Raw genomic sequence first — 20,015 nt, 5'->3', positions numbered from 1 at the left:
CACTGGTCAAACTTGATTACAGCCTGGGGCGCCGGGACCGACTCCCGCGCGGGCGCCCCCGGGGGCTCGCCGACGGGCCGCGAACCGACCCCGCCGCAGGCCTTTCCCCGGCGGGGCGGTCCTCCTAACATGAGAGACATTCATATTAGGTAGGTCACACGTGCGCCCACCCCCCGCGCAGCCCTCCTCGCCCTCCCCCTCGTCCGACCCGCGAACGCCCGCCGCGCTCGCCGAGCCCACCCGGCCCGTGCGCCGCCGGTGGGTGGCCGGGATCAGCCTGGCCAACCTCGGCATGTGGATGGCCTTCTTCGGTCCGCTCCAGGTCCTGCTGCCCGAGCAGGTCGGCCTGCTCGCGCCCGGCGCCAAGGAGACCGCCCTGGCCTGGGTGACCGGGGCGGGCGCGGCCTGCTCCACCCTGGGCACCCCGCTGGCCGGGGCCCTGTCCGACCGGACCACCGGCCGGTTCGGGCGCCGGCGCCCCTGGATCCTGGCCGGTGCGCTCCTGGGCGGCCTGGGCCTGGTGGTGCTCGGCCGACAGGACGGCGTCCTCGGCGTCCTGGTGGGGTGGTCCTTCGTCCAAGCCGCGCTGTCCTGCCTGAACGCGACCCTGCTCGCGGCCGTGCCCGACCACGTGCCGGTCCGCCAACGCGGCGTGGTCTCGGGGTGGATCGGCGTACCGCAGTCGGCGGGCGTGGTGCTGGCGGTGCTGCTGGTGACCGTGGTGGTCACGGGGATCGCCCCCGGCTACGCCCTCCTCGGCGCGCTGACCGTCCTTTGCGTCCTGCCGTTCGCGCTGCTGGCCCCCGACCCGCCGCTGCCCCGGGAGGCGCGCCCCTCCTGGGGCGGGTTCGCGCGCGGGCTGTGGGTGTCCCCTCGCCGCCACCCCGACTTCGGCTGGGCGTGGCTGACCCGTTTCCTCATGCAGACGGGCAACGCCATGTTCACCCTCTACCTGCTCTACTTCCTCACCGACGCGGTGGGCTACGAGGAGCTGTTCCCCGGCTCCCCGGCCGCGGACGGGCTGCTGGTGCTGATCGCCGTCTACACCTCGGCGGTCGTGGCCACGACCGTGCTGGCCGGTCTGGTCTCGGACCGCGTCGGCCGCCGCAGGGGGATGGTGTGCCTGTCCGGAACGGTCTCGGCGGTGCCCGCGTTCCTGGTCGCCGCGTTTCCGACGTGGCCGATGAGTCTGGTGTGCGCGGTGGTCCTGGGGGTCGGCTTCGGCGTCTACCTGTCCGTGGACAACGCCCTGGTCACCGAGGTCCTGCCGAGCGCCGACGGGCGGGCCAAGGACCTGGGGATCGTCAACATCGCCAGCGCCGGACCACAGGTCATCGCCCCCGCCCTCGCCGGTCCGATCGTGGTCCACCTGGGCGGCTACCCGGTCCTGTACACCATGTGCGGGCTGCTCAGCCTGCTGGGCGGGGTGCTGGTGTGGCGGATCCGGGGTGTGGCGTGAGTTCCCGCCGGTTCCACACGTCCCGCCCGCCCCGGAACCTTCCAAGCACGGTGGGTCCGCGCACCGGGCCCGGGCAGCGCGCCAGGGCACCGAAACCGGTCCCGCGCCTTCCGTCCCACGCGCATCCGCCCCGTTCACCCCGTCAGCCGCAGCGAAAGGCAGGTACCGTCCATGTCGTCACCGTTCCTGTGGGGAGTGGCCTCGTCCGCCTTCCAGATCGAGGGCGCCCTCGACGCGGACGGGCGCGGCCCGTCGGTGTGGGACGTCTTCGCCGAGCGTCCGGGCGCGGTCCGCGACGGGCACAGCCCCGCCCCGGCCTGTGACCACTACCACCGGTGGGCCGAGGACGTGGACCTGCTCGACCGGCTCGGGGTGAACGCCTACCGGTTCTCGCTCGCCTGGCCCCGGGTCGTGCCGACCGGGCGCGGCGCGGTGAACGGGGCCGGTCTGGACTTCTACGACCGCCTGGTGGACGCCCTGCTGGCCCGGGGGATCACCCCGGTGCCGACGCTGTTCCACTGGGACCTGCCCCAGGCGCTGGAGGAGGCGGGCGGCTGGAGCGAACGCGACACGGCGCACGCGTTCGCCGAGTACGCCGCGGCGGCGGCCGACCGCATCGGCGACCGGGTGAACCGGTGGATCACCCTGAACGAGCCCCTGGTGCACACCGCCTACGGGCACGCGCTCGGCGTCCACGCCCCGGGGCGGACCCTGGCGGTGCCCGAGGTGATGCGGGTGGCACACCACATGCTGCTCGCGCACGGGCTGGCCGCCGGGGAGCTGCGCTCGCGCGGTCTGGAGGCCCTGCTCACCAACAACTACTCCCCCGTCGGCCCCGCCACCGGCTCCGAGGCCGACGCCGCCGCCGCGCACGCCTACGACACCCTGCACAACCGGCTGTTCACCGACCCCGTGCTGACCGGCGCCTACCCCGACCTGTCGGCCTTCGGCGTCGCGGAGGTCCCCGGCGTGCGCGAGGGCGATCTGAAGGCGGTCGCGGGCAGCGCGGACGGCCTCGGGGTCAACTACTACAACCCCACCGTGGCCACAGCGCCCGACGAGGGGTCGGGGCTGCCGTTCGGGTTCGGCGAGGTCGCCGGGGCGCCGGTGACGGCGTTCGGGTGGCCGGTGGTGCCCGAGGGGCTGGGCCGGATGATCGACCTGCTGCGCGAGCGCCACGGCGGGGCGCTGCCGCCGCTGTACGTCACCGAGAACGGCTGCTCCTACGAGGACCGGGTCTCCCCCGGCGGGCGGATCGCCGACCCCGAGCGGATCGCCTACCTGGAGGGGCACGTGGCCGCCGTGGAGGCCGCGCGGGAGCGGGGCGCGGACGTGCGCGGGTACTTCGTGTGGACGCTCACCGACAACTTCGAGTGGGCCGAGGGCTACCACCAGCGCTTCGGGCTGGTGCACGTGGACCACGCCACCCAGGAGCGCACTCCCAAGGACTCCTTCGCCTGGTACCGGGACCTCGTCGCCGCCAGGACCGCGTCAGCCGGTGCGTGAGGGACCGCCGCGGCGCACGGCGGCACCGGGGCCGGGCGCACGCGGGATCCGGGGCGCGGCCGGGGTCAGTCCGCGACGGCGTCCAGGGTGCCGCTGTCTTGGCGTTCGGGGGCCTCCTCGCCGCGCTGGCGGGCGGGCTCCCACCACCACCAGTGCGACTCGGGCACCCAGGAGGGGACCTCCTCGTCGTTGACCGGCCGCGCCCGGCCCGCCACCGCGGTGAGGGCCTCGTCGATGCGCGGGAGGGCCTCCAGGTCGCCCGGGCGCAGGAAGGCCTCCCAGGGCACGAACTCCTCGCCGAGCAGCTCCAGCATGGACCGCCGCCAGCAGGCGGGGCGGTAGGCCTCGTGCTCGCCGTTCTCGGCCGCGGTCTGGGTGCGGACCACGTACAGGCCGAGGCGGTCCGGGTTGCTGCCGCCCACCAGCAGCTCGGCCAGGGTGGCGCTGAACTCCCGGCCGCCGGGGGACCTGCGCTGCGCGGGCGTGGTCGCCCGGTACAGGGCGAAGAGGGCGGCGAAGGCGTTGTCCATCAGGGCGTCGCGGTCCCTGCGGCGCGAAGCGCTCTCGGCGAAGGCGTCCAACGCCCGCCTGGCCAGGTCCGGAAGGTCCCTGCCCGCATCCGCGCTCACCTTCACACCGCCTTGTCCGGTCCGGGGATGACGTTCGTCGCGGGCCCGTGGTCCCGCCGTTTCGATGATAAGCACGCTCCGTGCCGCCGAGGTAGCCGGTTCACGGTGCCGGGGTCCGCAGTTGCCCGTCCAGGGTGCGCGCCCACTGGCGCACGATCCGGCGCCGCCGGGGCCCGTCGTCGGTGAGCAGGTTGGCCAGTCCCAGGCCGCGTGCCAGGTCGAGGGTGGCCTGGACGGTCTCGCGGACCCCGGGGACCGACTCGTCCACGCCCAGCAGCTCCACGGCCGCCCGGTGGATCTCCCGGCCCATCCGCTCCTCCATCGGGATGATCCGCTCGCGCAGGACGGGGTCGCTGGCGGCGGCCGACCACAGTTGGAGGGCGGCGCGGAAGTCGGCTCCGGTGAAGGCGTCCACGACCATCTGTACGACCGCCTCGGTGCGGCCGCCGCCCTCGGGGACGGCGGCCGCGCCGCGCCGCAGCTCCGCGCCGCGGCTGTCGAGCATGTGCCGCAGCACGGCCAGGAACAGGTCCTCGCGGGTGGGGAAGTGGTGCTGGGCGGCGCCGCGCGACACCCCGGCCCGCCGCGCGACCGCGCCCACGGTGGCGCCGGCCGCGCCCTCCTCGGCCAGGCAGGCCACGGCGGCCTCCAGCAGCCGGGCGCGGGTGGCCCGGCTGCGTTCCTGGCGCGGCTCGCGGTCGGCCCCGGTGTCCACGTCGCTGCTTCCCCCCGTCCCCGAGTCCCTGAGGCGGCCCGTGTCCGCGCGCCGACCGCTCAGTACGACCTGGGCAGTCCGAGGGACTGCTGTGCCACGTAGTTGAGCACCATCTCCCGGCTCACCGGCGCGATGCGCGCCAGGCGGGCGGCGGCGATCGCCGATCCCAGCCCGTACTCGCTGGCCAGGCCGTTGCCGCCCAGGGTCTGCACGGCCTGGTCGACCGCGCGCACGCACGCCTCCGCGGCGGCGTACTTGGCCATGTTGGCCGCCTCCCCCGCCCCCGCGTCGTCGCCGGAATCGTAGCGGAGCGCCGCGTGCTGGGTCATCAGGCGGGCCTGCTCCAGCTCGATCTTGACCCGGGCCAGCGGGTGGGCCAGCCCCTGGTGGGCGCCGATGGGGGTGTCGCGCCAGACGGTGCGCTCCCTGGCGTAGGCAACCGCCTTGTCCAGGGCGTGGCGGGCGCTGCCCGAGGCCAGGGACGCGGCCATGATCCGCTCGGGGTTGAGTCCGGCGAAGAGCTGGAGGAGTCCGGCCCCGGGGTCGCCGACCAGGGCGTCGGCGGGCAGGCGCACGTCGTCCAGGAACAGCTGGTACTGGTGGTCCGGGCTGACCAGGTCCATCTCGATCCGGCGGGCCTCGAACCCCGGGGCGTCGGTGGGCACCGCGAACAGCGCGGCGGACAGGCGCCCGGTGTCCTCGTCCTGGACGCGTCCGACGACCATGACGGCGTCGGCCACGTCCACGCCCGAGATGAAGGTCTTGCGGCCGTTGAGCACCCAGCCCCCGCCGTCGCGCCGGGCGGTGGTGGTGATGCGGTGGGAGTTGGATCCGGCGTCGGGCTCGGTGATGGCGAAGGCCATGATGGTCTCGCCCGTGGCCAGGCCGGGCAGCCAGCGCCCGCGCTGCCCGGGGGTGCCGAAGCGGGACAGGACGGTGCCGCAGATGGCCGGGGAGACCACCATCATCAGGGTGGGGCACCCGGCCGCGCTGAGTTCCTCCAGGACGGCGGCCAGGTCGCCGATGCCGCCGCCCCCGCCGCCGTACTCCTCGGGGATGTTGACCCCGAGGTAGCCGAGTCCGCCCGCCTCGCGCCACAGTTCGGTGAGGTAGGAGCCCTCCTTGGCGCGGGCCCGGTAGTACTCGGACCCGTACCCCGCGGCGAACGCGGACACCGCGGCGCGCAGGTCGACGCGTTCGGCGGGTTCGTTGAAGGTCATGGCACCGGTCACGGGGTGGCCCCTTCGTAGTCGAGGACGGCGAGGGGCGCCCCGGCGGGCACCCTCTGCCCCGCCGCGACCGGGATCTCCCGGACGGCGCCGGCGGCGGGGGCGGTGACGCGGTGCTCCGTCTTCATGGCTTCCATTCGCAGCAGGGTCTGTCCGGGCTCGACCCGCTCGCCCACGGCGACCTCCACGGCGGTGACCGTGCCGGGCATGGGCGCGGGCAGGGCGCCGGGGTCGACCGCGGCCTCGGGTTCGGGCAGGGGATCGACGGGGGTGAGGGCGACCGACCCCAGGGGTGAGTCGACGTGGACGTCGCCGCCCGCGGCGGGGCGGTGGACGTCGAAGGCGCGGCGCAGGCCGTCCGCCTCCAGGACCACCAGGTCGGGCGCGGCCGAGAGCACGCGGACCCCGGCCTGTTCGGGCAGGTAGGACCCTCTCAGGGTGCGGTAGGCGGTGGTGGTCCGCCTCGCCTCGTCGCCGTCGACGTCGTGCTGGCGGACGAAGGGCTGAGAGGGCAGGGCGCGCCAGTTGGCGGGCACTCCGGCGGGGGCGGCGGCGCCGGCGCGGGCGGCCTCGGCGGCGGACAGGGACGCGGCCAGCGCGGCGAGGCGTTCGGCGGCGGGGTCGGCCAGGGGTTGGACGAGGGCGCTGAGGCGGTCGCCGTCCAGGTAGCCGGTGTGCAGCCCCTCGGGGCGGGCCTCGGCCCCGGCGAACGCGGGGTGGCGCAGCGCCCGCACGAGCAGGTCGCGGTTGGTGCCCACCCCGTGCACGCGCGCGGCGGCCAGGGCCGCGGCCAGGCGGCGCAGCGCGTCACGGCGGTCGCGCCCGTGGGCGACCACCTTGGCGAGCAGGGGGTCGAAGTCTGCGCCGACGGTGTCGCCGGGTTCGACCCCGCTGTCCAGGCGCACCCCGAAGGCGGGCGGCGCGGCGAAGCGGGTGTCGGCGGGGACGTCGAAGGCGTGCAGGACGCCGGTGCGGGGCCGCCAGCCGTCGCGGGGGTCCTCGGCGTACAGGCGGGCCTCGACGGCGTGGCCGCGCGGCGCGGGCGGGCCTCCCCCGGGCAGGGCTTCGCCCTCGGCGACGCGGATCTGCCACTCGACCAGGTCCAGGCCGGTGACGCACTCGGTGACGGGGTGTTCGACCTGGAGCCGCGTGTTCATCTCCAGGAAGACCGGTTCGCCGAAGCCCTCCTCCCCCACGGGGACGAGGAACTCGGCCGTCCCGGCGCCGGTGTAGCCGATGGCGCGGGCCAGGCGGCGTGCGGCCCCGTGCAGGCGTTCGCGCAGGTCGTCGGGCAGGCCGGGGGCGGGCGTCTCCTCAATGACCTTCTGGTGGCGGCGCTGGACGGAGCAGTCGCGCTCGCCCAGGGCCCACACGGTGCCGTGGGTGTCGGCCAGGACCTGTACCTCGACGTGGCGGCCGTGGGGGACGTAGGGCTCGCAGAACACCTCCGGGTCGCCGAAGGCCGAGGCCGCCTCGGCGCGGGCTGCGGCGGCTTCGGCGGGCAGGTCGGCCAGGTCGCGGACCACGCGCATGCCGCGTCCGCCTCCGCCGGAGACGGCCTTGACCAGCACGGGCAGGTGTTCGGGGCGCACCTGCCCGGGGTCGAGGGCGTCGGCGACGGGCACCCCGGCGTCCCGGGCGATGCGTTTGGCGCGGGTCTTGGCGCCCATGCTCTCGACGGCCTCGGCCGGGGGGCCGATCCAGGTCAGCCCGGCAGCGGTGACGGCGCGGGCCAGGGCGGGGTTCTCGGACAGGAAGCCGTAGCCGGGGTGGACGGCGTCGGCTCCGCAGGCGCGGGCGGCGGCCACCACGGCGTCGGGGTCGAGGTAGGCGTCCACGGGGCCGCCCCCCTCGGGCGGGGGCAGGCGCACGGCGGTGTCGGCCTCGGCCACGTGCGCGGCGCCCTCCTCGCCGGGGGCGTGCACGGCGACGGTGGAGATGTCCAGGGAGCGGCAGGTGCGCATGATCCGGCGGGCGATCTCGCCCCGGTTGGCGACCAGGATGCGGGTGACGGGGTTCATGGCTGCTCCTCACTCACATCCGGAAGACGCCGAAGCGGTCGGTGCCCCGGACGGGGGCGTTGTGGGCGTAGGACAGGCACAGGCCCAGGACGGTGCGGGTGTCGCGGGGGTCGATGACGCCGTCGTCGTAGACCCGCCCGGACAGGAACAGGGGCAGCGACTCCGCCTCGATCTGGCGCTCCACCATCTCCCGCAGGGCGGCGTCCTGGTCCTCGTCGTAGGGCTGCCCCTTCCCGGCCGCGGACTGGCGGGCGACGATGGACAGCACCTCGGCGAGCTGGCGGGGACCCATGACGGCGGAGCGGGCGCTGGGCCAGGCGAACAGGAAGCGCGGGTCGTAGGCCCGCCCGCACATCCCGTAGTGGCCCGCCCCGTAGGAGGCTCCCACGAGCACCGAGAAGTGGGGGACGGTGCTGTTGGAGACGGCGTTGATCATCATCGAGCCGTGCTTGATGATGCCGCCCTGCTCGTACTCGCGGCCGACCATGTAGCCGGTGGTGTTGTGCAGGAACACCAGCGGCGTGTGCGAGCGGTTGGCGAGCTGGATGAACTGGGCGGCCTTCTGGGCCTCGGCGCTGAAGAGCACGCCGTGGTCGTTGGCGAGCACGCCCACGGGGTAGCCGTGCAGGTCGGCCCAGCCGGTGACCAGGCCGCCGCCGTAGGAGGGCTTGAACTCGTCGAACACAGAGCCGTCCACGAGGCGGGCGATGATCTCGCGCGGGTCGACGGGCACGCGCAGGTCGGGCGGCATGATCCCGATCAGGTCCTCGGCAGGGTACAGGGGTTCGGGCGCCGACGGGCGCGGGGCGGGCCCCGCCTTCCGGTGGCCCAGGCGTGCCACGACGCGCCGTCCGAGACGGATCGCGTCGCGCTCGTCCTCGGCCAGGTGGTCGGCCAGGCCGGAGACCTCGGCGTGCATTCGGGCCCCGCCCAGCGACTCGTCGTCGCTCTCCTCGCCCGTGGCCGCCCGTACCAGCGGCGGGCCGCCCAGGAACACCTTGGAGCGCTCGCGCACCATGACCACGTGGTCGCTCATGCCGGGGACGTAGGCGCCCCCGGCGGTGGAGTTGCCGAAGACCAGCGCGACGGTGGGGACTCCGGCGGCGGACAGGCGGGTCAGGTCGCGGAAGGCACGGCCGCCCGGGATGAAGATCTCCTTCTGGGTGGGCAGGTCGGCGCCGCCGGACTCCACCAGGCTGATCAGCGGCATCCGGTTGCGTTCGGCGATCTCGGCGGCCCGGGCGGTCTTCCTCAGGGTCCACGGGTTGCTGGAGCCGCCGCGCACTGTGGGGTCGTTGGCCACCAGCACGCACTCCACGCCGGAGACCGCGCCCACTCCGGTGACGAGACTGGCGCCGACGTGGAAGTCGCTGCCCCAGGCGGCGAGCGGCGACAGCTCCAGGAAGGGGCTGCCCTCGTCCAGCAGGAGTTCGATCCTCTCGCGGGCCAGCAGGCCGCCCCGGGCGCGGTGGCGCTCCACGTAGCGCCGTCCTCCCCCGGCCAGGGCCTTGGCGTGCTCGGCGTCGATCTCGGCGAGCTCGGCCAGCATCGCCTCGCGGGCCTCGGCGAAGGCGGGCGAGGCGGTGTCGACCCCGGTCCTGAGCACGCTCACGGTCGTCGCACCTCCGTCGGCACGGCATCGGGGGCGGGGGCATTCCCGGTCCTCAGCGGGCTCACGGCCGTTCCACCTCCGCCAACACGACCTCGGGAACGGGGACACGGCGGGCCCGCAGCCACTCGCCCAGCCCCTTGGCCTGGGGGTCCACGCCCTCTCGGCGCGCGGTGCCGGGGGCGAGCAGGCCCTCGATCCAGAAGTTGGCGGCGCGCAGGTTGGGCAGCAGGTGCCGGGTGACGCGCAGTCCGGCGGTCTCCGGCAGGAGTTCGCGCAGCAGGTCGGCGGTCAGGGTGGTGGCCAGCCACCGCCAGGCGCTCTCGCCGCGCACCCACACGCCCAGGTTGGCGTCGGCGCCCTTGTCGCCGCTGCGCGCGCCCAGGACGAGGCCGAGCGGGACCGGGCGCGCGGGGCCCCGGGGCAGGGGTTCGGGCAGCGGTGGCTCGGCGACCTCGGCCAGGGGACGGGTGCGGGGCGCGGGCGCGACGGGCACCCGCGCGCCGTCGGGCAGGATCGCGGTGTGCGCGACCTCGGCGGCGGGCACGAGCGCGTGCGTGGCGGCGACCCCGTCGGGGCGGGCGTCGCGCGGCGGCGCGGTGAGGTGGAACCCGGCGTAGCTGCCCAGGGCCAGTTCCACGGCGGCCGCGCCGAAGGAGCGGCCCACGACCGCGGGGTCGTGGTCGCGGGCCACCACGCGCAGGCGGGCGGTGGCCGCGTCCTGGGTGTCGCCGTGGGGGTCCCGGGCGGGCACGAGGGTGAAGCGCAGGTCGTCGGGCGCGCGGTCGGCGAGGGCGGCGCGCATCTGGCGTTCGGCCTGGGCGGCCTTTGCCTCGGCGTCCAGGCCGGTGACCAGGAACTCGACCTCGTTGCGAAAGCCCGTGAGACTGGTCAGGCCGACCTTCAGGTCGGGGGGCGGCTCCTCGCCGCGGGTTCCGCTGAGCAGGACGCGGTCGGGCCCCTGCCCGGTGAGGCGCACGGTGTCCAGGCGGGCGGTGACGTCGGGGCCGGGGTAGCGGGCTCCGGCGACCTCGTAGACGAGCTGGGCGGTGACGGTCCCGGTGGTGACGGCACCGCCGCTGCCGGGGTGCTTGGTGATCACGGCGCTGCCGTCGGCGTGGATCTCGGCGAGGGGGAAGCCGGGCCGGTCCAGGTCGCGGCCCTCGCGCAGTAGTCCCGCGGCCAGGGCGTAGTTGCCGCCGGTGGCCTGGGTGCCGCACTCGATGACGTGCCCGGCGACTGTGGCCCCGGCCAGGGCGTCCAGGTCCCCGGGGGTCCAGCCGAAGTGGGCGGCGGCCGGGCCCACGGCCAGGGAGGCGTCGGTGACGCGGCCGGTGACGACGATGTCGGCGCCCGCCTCCAGGCAGGCGGCGATGCCGAAGGCGCCCAGGTAGGCGTTGGCGGTCAGGGGGGAACCGAGGTCGAGTTCCTCGGCGCGGTCGATGAGGTCGTCGCCGGTGACGCAGGCGATGCGGGGTTCGAGGCCGAGCCCGTCGGCGAGTTCGGTGAGCCGGTCGGCGAGGCCGCGCGGGTTGAGGCCGCCCGCGTTGGTGACCACCCTGGTGCCGCGTTCCATGACCAGCGCCAGGGTCTCGCGCATCTGGTCCAGGAAGGTCCGGGCGTAGCCGCGGCCGGGGTCGCCGAGCTGGTCGCGGCCGAGGACGGCCATGGTGAGCTCGGCCAGGTAGTCACCGGTGAGGACGTCCACGCGCCCCTCGGTGAGCATCTCGTGGACGGCGGCGAAGCGGTCCCCGTAGAAACCGGAGGCGTTCGCGACCAGCAGCGGGGGCGCCGGGGTGGCAGCAGCGGTCATGGACACGAGGGTGACACCGGCCACACGGAAAAACAAGCACGTGTGCTTGTTTTTCCGGACGGGCGGTCGGGCCGGAGCGGACACGGTGGGCGGGCGCGGTATGGCCGGAACCGGCCACGGGGCGTGCGTTACTCCCCCTCGGAGCGGGGGGAGGCGCGCGGTAGTTTGGCGCCGTGAACACCTCGCGAGAAGACACCAACCCCGCCGACGACGCCGCGTCCCCCGAGGCGACGGCGGAGGCGGCGGAGACGACGGAGGCGGCGCCGACGGCGCGGGCGTCGGCGGAGGAGGCCCCGGAGGCCGGAACCGCCGGGAGGAACGGGAGCACCGGGGTCGCCGACGCCGCCGGTCCGCCTCAGGAGGCCGGGGCGCGGGAGGCGCGTCGGGAGAGCGACGCCAGCGGCGCCTTCATCGCGGGCGCGCCGGTCCGCACCCCCAGCGGCCTGTTCGCCGCCGAGACCTTCAGCGTCATCGCCCTGATGCTGTTCGCCCTCACTGCGCTGAACACCCGGCTCTTCGAGCTCTTCGGCTTCTTCTTCGTGGGCCGGGTCCCCACCGACACCAGCGCCGGGGAGGCGAGCGCGCTCGCGGCCGAGGTGATGGTCGCGGGCGGGCTGAGCGCGCTGACCGTGCTCGCCGGGGCCCTGTCGCTGCTGCGGGGAGGCGCGGCCACGCGGGCGTGGAGCCGCTGGGGCGCCGCCGCGGCCGTGATCGTGGGCACGCTGCTGGTCGTGGTCTCGGTGCTGACCTTCGCCACCCTGCCGTCCGGGTCCTGAACAGGGGTTTTGTAGAAACTCCCTTGGTACTTCGGCGGGTAGGTTGACCGCGTGAGTACATCAGCGGAAGGCAACGACCCGACCGACCCCACCCGGGGGCCCGCACGGGGCCCCGGCCGCGAGCCGGAGCCCGGGGCCGATCCGGCCACCGGGACCGGGGTCCCCGCGCATGAGCCCGCCATGGTGGAGGAGCCCCTGCTGGAGCCGGACTCCGGGGCGGCCGCCCTGGAGCGCACCGACCGGCCCAGCGGCCCTCTGGGCGCGGAGACCTTCGCCCTGACCGCGCTGTTCCTGCTCGCCGTGACGGTGCTTTCGAGCCAGCTGGTCCAGCTCTTCACCACGGTGGTGCTCATCGGCGACCAGCCGGTGCCCGTGGACCAGGTGTCGCAGTTCTCGGTGCAACTGCTCATCGGCGGCGGCCTGGCCGCTCTGACGGCGATCCTGGCCGGGCTCGCGCTGGCCCTGGCGAGTTTCAGGACCCGGCCCTGGGCGCGGTGGCTGGCCACCGCCGTGCTGATCGTGAGCCTGCTGATGGTGCTGCTGGCGGTCGTGGCCTACGTCATGATGCCGGCGGGCAGCGCGCCGCAGCCCATGCCGATGCCGAACTGACCCGCGCGGGGCTGAGGGGCCCCGTCCAGCCGTGGGGCGGCGACCGGGGGCCCGGTCGCCGCCCCACGGCCGTGAAGCAGCCGGCCCCGGGTTCAGGCGATCCGGTCGATCACCAGCGGCCGGGCCCCGTACCCGGCCCCGCACTGCGGCTCGATGTCGAAGGCCCCCTCCAGCGCCTCGGCCGCCCGCCCGAACCGCTCCGCCTCGTCGGTGTGCAGGGTGAACAGCGGCTCCCCCGCCACGACGCTCTCCCCCGGCTTGGCGTGCAGGGTCACCCCCGCGCCGAAGGACACCGCGTCCTCCTTGCGCGCCCGGCCCGCGCCCAGCCGCCACGCCGCCAGCCCCACCTGGTAGGCGTCCAGCCGGGTCACCGTCCCCGAGGCCGGAGCGAGCACCACCCGGCGCTCGGCGGCCACCGGCAGCGGCGCGTCCGGATCCCCGCCCTGCGCCCGTACGAGCCGCTTCCACGACTCCAGCGCGCTGCCGTCCCGCAGCGCCTCGGCCGGGTCCTTGACCCCGCCCTCACCGGGGACGAGCCCGGCCGCGGCCAGCATCTCCCGGGCCAGCGCCACGGTCAGCTCCACCACGTCCGCCGGCCCGCCGCCCGACAGCACCTCCACGGACTCGGCCACCTCCAGGGCGTTGCCCACCTGCCTGCCCAGCGGAACCGACATGTCGGTGAGCAGCGCGACCGTGCGCACCCCGTGGTCGTTGCCGATGTCGACCATCGTGCGGGCCAGCTCGCGCGCGGAGTCGGCGTCCTTCATGAACGCCCCCGACCCCACCTTGACGTCCAGGACCAGCGCGCCGGTGCCCTCGGCGAGCTTCTTGCTCATGATGGACGCGGCGATCAGCGGGATCGACTCGACCGTGCCGGTCACGTCGCGCAGCGCGTAGAGCTTGCGGTCGGCCGGAGCCAGCCCCGACCCGGCCGCGCAGATCACCCCGCCCGTGGAGTCCAGCACCTCCCGCATCTCGCCGGTGGACAGCGAGGCCCGCCACCCCGAAATCGACTCCAGCTTGTCCAGGGTTCCGCCGGTGTGTCCGAGCCCGCGCCCCGACAACTGCGGCACGGCCGCGCCGCAGGCCGCGACGGTGGGGGTGAGCGGCAGGGTGATCTTGTCGCCCACCCCGCCCGTGGAGTGCTTGTCGGTGGTGGGCCGCGCCAGGTCGGAGAAGTCCAGGCGTTCACCCGAGGCCAGCATCGCCTCGGTCCAGCGGCTCACCTCGGCCCGGTTCATCCCGCGCAGGAAGATCGCCATGGCCAGCGCCGACATCTGTTCCTCGGCCACCTCACCGCGGGTGTAGGCGTCGATCACCCAGTCGATCTGGCCGGGGGTCAGCTCTCCCCCGTCGCGCTTGGCTCGGATGATCTCGATGACGTCCATGTCGTCTCCTCTCGACTGGCGGAACAAAAAGGGGCCTCCCCGGACTCCGCCGCGCGGCGGAGTCCGGGGAGGCCGAACTGACGCAGAAGCAAGGTCACGCGAGGCTGTGCGGGCCGAAGGCCTGCGGCAGCACCCGGTCCATGGTCCAGACCCCCTCGGGGGTGTCCACGAGCAGCTGAGGCCCCCCGTGTTCGAACAGGAGCTGGCGGCAGCGCCCGCACGGCATGAGCGGTTCGCCCCGCCCGTCCACGCAGCTGAAGGCCGTCAGACGGCCCCCGCCGGAGGCGTGCAGGGCGCTGACCAGGCCGCACTCGGCGCACAGGGCCAGCCCGTAGGAGGCGTTCTCCACGTTGCAGCCGCTGACGACGCGGCCGTCGTCGACCAGCGCCGCCGCGCCCACCGGGTAGCGGGAGTAGGGCGCGTAGGCGCGGCCCATGGCCTCGCGGGCGGCGGCCCGCAGGGCCTCCCAGTCCACGCTCGCCGGGTCCAGTGGTGCGTCGGTCATGACCGGCTCGCCCTCCACTGCTTGCCGACCCCGGCCGGTGGCCGGAGCCGTTGCGAGGCCAGCGAGAGCACCAGCAGGGTGGCGATGTGCGGGCTGTAGGTGGCCAGCTCGCGCGGCAGCGAGTCGGTGGAGAAGTACCACGCGAACAGCAGCACCGCCGTGAGCGCGCCGAAGGCGGCCAGGCCCTTGCGGTCCCGGCGCACCTGCCACACGGCCACGCCCACCAGCGCCACGGCCAGGAGCAGCAGCAGGGCGTGCACCGCCGCGCCGCCGCCGCGCACCTGGAGGGCGTCGGTGTAGCCGAAGAGGCCCGCGCCCATGGCCAGGCCGCCCGGGCGCCAGTTGCCGAAGATCATCGCGGCAAGGCCGATGTAGCCGCGCCCGCCGGTCTGGCCCTCCTGGTAGATCTGCGAGGCGACCACGGACAGGAACACGCCGCCCATGCCCGCCAGGCCGCCGGAGACGATCACCGCCACGTACTTGAGGCTGTACACCGGCACGCCCAGGGACTCGGCGGCGTCGGGGTTCTCGCCCACCGAGCGCAGCCGCAGTCCGAACGTGGTCCGCCACAGCACCAGGTAGGTCAGCGGGATCATCAGGATCGCGACGACCGTCAGCGCGGGCATGTTCGTGGTCGCGCCGAGCACCAGCGAGGCCAAGTCGCTGACCAGGAAGATCCCGCTGTCGGCGACCGGCCTGAGCACCTGCGCCACGAGGGGCAGGTCCCACACCGGGAACGAGGGCGTCGGGGGCGACTGGGCCGCGCCCGCGCCCTGCACGTCGGAGTAGACCAGGATCGACAGGTAGCGCATGGCGCCGAGCATGAGGATGTTGATCGCCACGCCGGAGACGATGTGGTCCACCGCGAAGGTCACCGTGGCCACGGCGTGCAGGAGCCCGCCCGCCATACCGGCGAGCACGCCCGCCAGCAGTCCGATCCACGGGTTGCCCGTGGACCAGGCGAAGTAGGCGCCGAACCAGGTGCCCAGGATCATCATGCCTTCGAGGCCGATGTTGATGATGCCCGCGCGTTCGGCCCACAGACCGCCCAGCGCGGCCAGCCCGATGGGCACCGCGAAGGTGATGGTGGTGCTGATGGTGCCCGCGTCGGTGAGCATGTCGTGCCCGGTGATGACCCGCAGTCCCGCCAGGGACACCAGCACCGCACCGAACAGGGTGAGGAAGCGCCAGCGCGCCCATCCCCGGGGCCGGGCGGCGGGCTTGGCCACCGGCTCCATCACGTTGATCTCCTGGCTCACTTGGCCTCCCCTCCGCGCCTGTCCTCGGGTTCGGGGGCGGTGCCCGCGTCGGTGGACCCCTCCGCGGGGGCCGGGGACGCCTCGTCCGCCGACACCTTCACCGTCTCCGGTGCGGGCGACTCGGCGGTGGTGCCGAGCTGCCTGCCGATCTGCTGCTGCTGGTAGCGGCGGCCCCAGCGGTGCACGACCTCGTAGACCACGACCACGGTGAGGACGATGGTGGCCTGCGAGATGACCGCGATCTCCTGCGGGATGCCGTCGAAGGGCAGGATGCCCGACGCCTGGTTCAGGAAGGCCCAGAACAGGGCGGCGAAGACGATGCCCACGGGGTGGTTGCGGCCCAGCAGGGCGATGGCGATGCCGATGAAGCCGATGCCGGTCGGGAAGTCCAGGGCGTAGTAGTGCGAGCTGCCCAGCAGCTGGGGCAGGCCCACCAGACCGGCGACCATGCCCGAGAAGAGCATGGACAGGAACACCATCTTCTTGACGTTCACGCCACTGGCCTCGGCCGCCGTCTGCGACTGGCCGGTGGCCCTCAGTTCGAAGCCGAAGCGGGTGCGGTTGAGCATCACCCAGTAGCCGATGCCGACGGCCACGGCCAGGAACACGAAACCGAAGATCCGCTCGTCCGAGCCGAGGAAGCCCGCCGGGACGCCGGGCACCCAGGAGGACTCGGGCATCGGCGGGGTGCCGATGTTGTTGGTGCTGATCTCCACCGCGAGGCGCTCGGTGCTGAGCAGGTAGGCGGTGACGCCGGTGGCGATGGAGTTGAGCATGATCGTGGAGATCACCTCGGACACGCCGCGGGTCACCTTGAGGTACCCGGCGATGCCCGCCCACACGCCGCCCACGGCCACGGCCGTGATGACGATGACGATCTGGCTGAGCACCGGCGGCAGCACGATGTAGCCGCCCACGGCGGCCGACAGCAGCGCGGCGAGCCGGTACTGGCCGTCCACGCCGATGTTGAACAGCTTCATCTTGAAGCCGATCGCCACCGCGACGGCGGCCAGGTAGTACGTGGTGCCGTCGTTGATGATGCGCACCAGGCTGTCGGGCCGGGTGCCGTACTCCAGCATCCGCTCGAACGTGGCCAGCGGCGGGATGCCGCTGAAGAAGAGCACGGCCGCGGTGACCGCGGTCGCGATGACCCCGGCGGCCAGGACCGCGGCGAAGGACAGCGCCAGCATGGCCGACAGCCGGTGGAACAGCAGGAAGGCCGCGGCGGAGCCGACCAGCGCGCCCAGCGCTGCGGCCACCGGCTCGATCAGGGACAGGTCCAGGAACCACGCGCTCAGCAGACCGGTGGCCACCGACAGCACGAGGGCGGTGGGCACCACCAGCGTGTTGTGCAGGGCGGTGCCCTCCTCGCGGGCGCCGTCCGCGCCCGCACGGCGCTCGCGCGGCACCATGGGCCCGGACCAGGCCACGAAGGCGAAGGCCGCGACCACGCCGATGATCAGCGCCGCCCACCACAGCAGCGCCCTGTCCAGGGCGAAGGTCAGTGCCACGCCCAGGGCGATCGCGACGCCCGCGACCGCGGGTGCGGGCAGGGTCATCGCGGGACGGGGGATCCTACTCATGCGCCGCCCTCGCTTCCGTGTCGGTCGGCACCGCTGTCGCCTTCCGTGCTCTGGTCGGCCCGGTGCAGTCCGGCGCCGGTCATGGCCGAGCCCAGCTGTTCGGGTGTGACGGTGGTCGGGTCGGCCTGCGCGACCAGTCGGCCGCGCAGGATGACGTGGAGGGTGTCGGACATGCCGATCAGCTCGTCCAGGTCGGCGGAGACCAGCAGCACGGCCAGGCCCGCGGCCCGGGCGTCGCGCAGCTGTTCCCAGATGGCGGCCTGGGCGCCCACGTCCACACCCCGGGTGGGGTGGGCGGCGACCAGGAAGCGCGGGGAGCCGCTCATCTCGCGGCCGATGATGAACTTCTGCTGGTTGCCGCCGGACAGGGCGTCGGCGATGACGTCGATGCCCGGGGTGCGCACGTCGTACTCGGCGACGATGCGCTCGGAGTCGGCGCGCGCGCCGGTCCGGTTGATCCAGGGGCCGCGGACGCTGGGCTCCTTGGTCTGGTGGCCCAGGATGCGGTTCTCCCACAGGGGGGACTCCAGCAGCACGCCGTGCCGGTGGCGGTCCTCGGGGATGTAGCCCACGCCCGCCTCGCGGATCCTGAGGGTGGGCCAGCCGGTGATGTCCTGTTCCTCCAGCCGGATGCTCCCGGCGGCCAGCGGGCGCATGCCCATGATGGCCTCGATGAGCTCGGACTGGCCGTTGCCCTCGACACCGGCGATGCCGACGATCTCGCCCCGGCGGATGTCGGCGCTCACCCCGTCCACGACGGCGCGGCCGTCGGCGGAGTGCACGGTGACCCCGTCCAGGGACAGCACGACGTGGTCGGTGACGGTGGACTCGCGCAGCTCGGGCACGGGCAGCTCGCCGCCGACCATGAGCGTGGCCAGGTCCCGGGCGGTGGTGGTGCCCGGGTCCGCGGTGGCCACGGTGGTGCCGCGGCGGATCACGGTGATCTCGTCGGCGACGGAGAGCACCTCGTCCAGTTTGTGGGAGATGAAGATGACGGTCAGGCCCTCGCGCTTGAGCTCGCGCAGGTTGTCGAAGAGCTCGTCGACCTCCTGCGGGACCAGGACGGCGGTGGGCTCGTCGAGGATGATGGTCCGCGCGCCGCGGTAGAGGACCTTGAGGATCTCCACGCGCTGGCGGTCGCCCACGCCCAGTTCCTCCATGAGGCGGTCGGGGTCGACGCCCAGGCCGTACTGGGCGGACAGCTCGCGGATGCGCGCGCGGGCGCGGTTGCCGATGCCGTGGCGGCGCTCGGCGCCCAGGACCACGTTCTCCAGCACGCTGAGGTTGTCGGCGAGCATGAAGTGCTGGTGCACCATGCCGATGCCGTTGCGGATGGCGTCGGAGGGCGAGCCGAAGCGCACCTCGCGGCCCTGGACGTAGATGTGTCCCTCGTCCGGCCGGTGCATGCCGTACAGGGTCTTCATCAGCGTGGACTTGCCCGCACCGTTCTCGCCGACGATGGCGTGCACGGTACCGGGAGCCACGGTGATGTCGATGTCGTGGTTGGCCACGACGCCGGGAAAACGCTTGGTGATCCCGCGCAGCTCAACGGCGGGGGGCGCCAGGGCCCCCTCGCCCGATGGCGTGCTGCTCATCTGTCTCCTCGTGGAATGTGCGGTGCGGCGCCGCGGAACCGGCCGGGTCGCGGCCGCTGCCGGACGCCCCGCCGCCGAACGGCAACCGGGGCGGCACCGACCGGGGATCTACCCCGGTCGCTGCCGCCCGTGGATGCTGGCCGCCGCGGGCGACCCCGCGACGACGGTCGCGCGTGGCGCGGTCTACGGCGCGGTCGGGACCTCGATCTCGCCGTCGATGATCTGCTGCTTGATCTCGTCCAGCTGCTCCTGGATCGGGCTGATCGCCTCCTCGTTGGAGGTGGTGTAGTCCACGCCGCCGTCGGCGAGCTCGAAGCGCTGGATGCCGCCCTCGACCTCTCCCCCGGTGGCGGCGGAGATCAGCTCGAACACGGCCACGTCCACCTGCTTGATGGCGGAGGTGAGCACGTGCGGCTTCTGGTCCTCGGCGGCGTTCTCGTACTGGTCGCTGTCCACGCCGATGAAGGTGAAGTCGTTGGCCACGGCCGACTCCAGGACGCCGTTGCCCGACGCGCCGGCGGCGTGGTAGATGACGTCCGCGCCGCGGTCGTACTGGGCCTGGGCGGTCTCACGGCCCTTGGCGGGGTCGCTGAAGCCGCTGAAGTCCGGCGGCTGGCTCAGGTAGTCGACCTCGACGGTGATGTCCTCGTTGACGTGCTCCACGCCCGCGGCGTAACCGGCCTCGAACTTGTGGATCAGCGGGGTCTCGACGCCGCCGATGAAGCCGACGTGGTCCTCCTCGGTGGTCAGCGCAGCGGCGGCGCCGGCCAGGAAGGAGGCCTGCTCCTCGGCGAAGACCAGGCTGGTGACGTTGTCGACGTCGTCGATCTCGGAGTCCACGATGGCGAAGTGGACGTCCGGGTACTCCGGCGCGACCGCGCGCACGGCGCCGTCGTAGGCGAACCCGACGGCGATGACGACGTCGTAGCCCTCCTCGGCCATGGTGGCCAGGCGGTCCTCCTTGGCGGACTCGGCCTCGCCGTCGCTGGGCTCGAAGTCGTTGGTCTCGACGCCGAGCTCCTCGGCCGCCCGCTCCAGTCCCCGGTAGGCCGAGTCGTTGAAGGAGCGGTCGCCGCGACCGCCGACGTCGTAGGCCAGGCCGACCTGGAGCTCGGAGGCGGACTCCTCGCCGCCGCCCTCGCCGCCACCGCCCTCTTCGGCCGCGCTGTCACACGCGGTGAGGGCGAGCACACCGGCCGCCGCGGCCGCGGCGAACCTGACTGTGTTGCTGCGCTTCACTTCTCACTCCTCTTACGCCCTCTCAGCGGCCAGCATTCGCTCGCGACCGACCTGAGTTCTGCAGCCGGACGATATCCGGT

General features: G+C 74.1%; 16 protein-coding genes. 4 read left to right on the top strand and 12 right to left on the bottom strand.

The features are described 5' to 3' along the window. Positions 1–160 precede the first annotated feature (160 nt). Both KGD83_RS09495 and KGD83_RS09490 read left to right on the top strand, forming a co-directional pair. Complete coding sequence (locus KGD83_RS09495) at positions 161–1,459, top strand: MFS transporter (RefSeq protein ID WP_212643444.1); 1,299 nt, start codon at positions 161–163, stop codon at positions 1,457–1,459. A 171-nt stretch (positions 1,460–1,630) separates the two neighbouring features. Then, positions 1,631–2,965, top strand: coding sequence for a GH1 family beta-glucosidase (locus KGD83_RS09490; RefSeq protein ID WP_212643443.1), 1,335 nt, complete (start codon positions 1,631–1,633; stop codon positions 2,963–2,965). A 65-nt stretch (positions 2,966–3,030) separates the two neighbouring features. On the opposite strand, the gene KGD83_RS09485 is transcribed toward KGD83_RS09490, so the two are convergent. The 6 genes from KGD83_RS09485 to KGD83_RS09460 form a co-directional block, all read right to left on the bottom strand. Continuing rightward, on the bottom strand, positions 3,031–3,600 hold the full coding sequence (locus KGD83_RS09485; RefSeq protein ID WP_212643442.1) for a hypothetical protein: 570 nt from the start codon (positions 3,598–3,600) through the stop codon (positions 3,031–3,033). Between the two features lie 94 nt (positions 3,601–3,694). Next, positions 3,695–4,309 (bottom strand): TetR/AcrR family transcriptional regulator, encoded by a 615-nt coding sequence (locus KGD83_RS09480; protein ID WP_212643441.1) that lies wholly within the window; start codon positions 4,307–4,309, stop codon positions 3,695–3,697. 59 nt (positions 4,310–4,368) lie between these two features. Next, positions 4,369–5,541 carry an acyl-CoA dehydrogenase family protein gene (locus KGD83_RS09475; RefSeq protein WP_212643440.1) on the bottom strand — a complete coding sequence of 391 codons (1,173 nt, stop codon included), beginning with the start codon at positions 5,539–5,541 and terminating at the stop codon, positions 4,369–4,371. Next, complete coding sequence (locus KGD83_RS09470) at positions 5,538–7,559, bottom strand: ATP-binding protein (protein WP_212643439.1); 2,022 nt, start codon at positions 7,557–7,559, stop codon at positions 5,538–5,540. Before KGD83_RS09470 ends, KGD83_RS09475 begins: the two co-directional genes overlap by 4 nt. Before the next feature lie 13 nt (positions 7,560–7,572). Continuing rightward, a complete protein-coding gene (locus KGD83_RS09465; RefSeq protein WP_212643438.1) occupies positions 7,573–9,171 on the bottom strand; it encodes an acyl-CoA carboxylase subunit beta in 1,599 nt (532 codons plus the stop codon). A gap of 61 nt (positions 9,172–9,232) precedes the next feature. Continuing rightward, entirely contained in the window at positions 9,233–11,005 is a 1,773-nt protein-coding gene (locus KGD83_RS09460) for an acyclic terpene utilization AtuA family protein (RefSeq protein WP_212643437.1), read from the bottom strand. Between the two features lie 149 nt (positions 11,006–11,154). Between KGD83_RS09460 and KGD83_RS09455 the strand changes: the two genes are divergently transcribed. Both KGD83_RS09455 and KGD83_RS09450 read left to right on the top strand, forming a co-directional pair. Continuing rightward, the gene (locus tag KGD83_RS09455) at positions 11,155–11,757 is read left to right on the top strand and encodes a hypothetical protein (protein ID WP_212643436.1); all 603 of its coding nucleotides are present in this window, start codon (positions 11,155–11,157) and stop codon (positions 11,755–11,757) included. Positions 11,758–11,808: 51 nt separating this feature from the next. Beyond that, entirely contained in the window at positions 11,809–12,366 is a 558-nt protein-coding gene (locus KGD83_RS09450; RefSeq protein ID WP_249352253.1) for a hypothetical protein, read from the top strand. Between the two features lie 92 nt (positions 12,367–12,458). Here the strand turns inward: KGD83_RS09450 and KGD83_RS09445 are convergent, their stop codons facing one another. From KGD83_RS09445 to KGD83_RS09420, 6 genes are all read right to left on the bottom strand, one after another. Then, on the bottom strand, positions 12,459–13,754 hold the full coding sequence (locus KGD83_RS09445; RefSeq protein WP_212643435.1) for a thymidine phosphorylase: 1,296 nt from the start codon (positions 13,752–13,754) through the stop codon (positions 12,459–12,461). 94 nt (positions 13,755–13,848) lie between these two features. Next, complete coding sequence (locus tag KGD83_RS09440) at positions 13,849–14,277, bottom strand: cytidine deaminase (RefSeq protein ID WP_212643434.1); 429 nt, start codon at positions 14,275–14,277, stop codon at positions 13,849–13,851. Beyond that, positions 14,256–15,518 carry an ABC transporter permease gene (locus tag KGD83_RS09435; protein ID WP_212643433.1) on the bottom strand — a complete coding sequence of 421 codons (1,263 nt, stop codon included), beginning with the start codon at positions 15,516–15,518 and terminating at the stop codon, positions 14,256–14,258. Before KGD83_RS09435 ends, KGD83_RS09440 begins: the two co-directional genes overlap by 22 nt. After that, positions 15,515–17,101: an ABC transporter permease gene (locus tag KGD83_RS09430; protein WP_212643432.1), complete on the bottom strand. Its 1,587-nt coding sequence runs from the start codon at positions 17,099–17,101 to the stop codon at positions 15,515–15,517. The genes KGD83_RS09435 and KGD83_RS09430 overlap by 4 nt, the downstream gene beginning before the upstream one ends. Continuing rightward, a complete protein-coding gene (locus KGD83_RS09425) occupies positions 17,098–18,696 on the bottom strand; it encodes an ABC transporter ATP-binding protein (protein ID WP_212643431.1) in 1,599 nt (532 codons plus the stop codon). The genes KGD83_RS09430 and KGD83_RS09425 overlap by 4 nt, the downstream gene beginning before the upstream one ends. A gap of 183 nt (positions 18,697–18,879) precedes the next feature. Continuing rightward, positions 18,880–19,935 (bottom strand): BMP family lipoprotein, encoded by a 1,056-nt coding sequence (locus KGD83_RS09420; protein WP_212643430.1) that lies wholly within the window; start codon positions 19,933–19,935, stop codon positions 18,880–18,882. Between the last annotated feature and the right edge of the window lie 80 nt (positions 19,936–20,015).

It is taken from the genome of Nocardiopsis akebiae, assembly GCF_018316795.1.
In the GTDB taxonomy this organism is placed as follows: Bacteria; Actinomycetota; Actinomycetes; order Streptosporangiales; family Streptosporangiaceae; genus Nocardiopsis; species Nocardiopsis dassonvillei.
This window is presented reverse-complemented; position numbering and strand designations above follow the sequence as displayed.

Excerpts from the sequence above, each read along its gene's own strand:
- KGD83_RS09425 (WP_212643431.1), bottom strand. The coding sequence starts at position 18,696 with ATGAGCAGCACGCCATCGGGCGAGGGGGCCCTGGCGCCCCCCGCCGTT.
- KGD83_RS09430 (WP_212643432.1), bottom strand. The coding sequence starts at position 17,101 with ATGAGTAGGATCCCCCGTCCCGCGATGACCCTGCCCGCACCCGCGGTC.
- KGD83_RS09470 (WP_212643439.1), bottom strand. The coding sequence starts at position 7,559 with ATGAACCCCGTCACCCGCATCCTGGTCGCCAACCGGGGCGAGATCGCC.
- KGD83_RS09490 (WP_212643443.1), top strand. The coding sequence starts at position 1,631 with ATGTCGTCACCGTTCCTGTGGGGAGTGGCCTCGTCCGCCTTCCAGATC.
- KGD83_RS09445 (WP_212643435.1), bottom strand. The coding sequence starts at position 13,754 with ATGGACGTCATCGAGATCATCCGAGCCAAGCGCGACGGGGGAGAGCTG.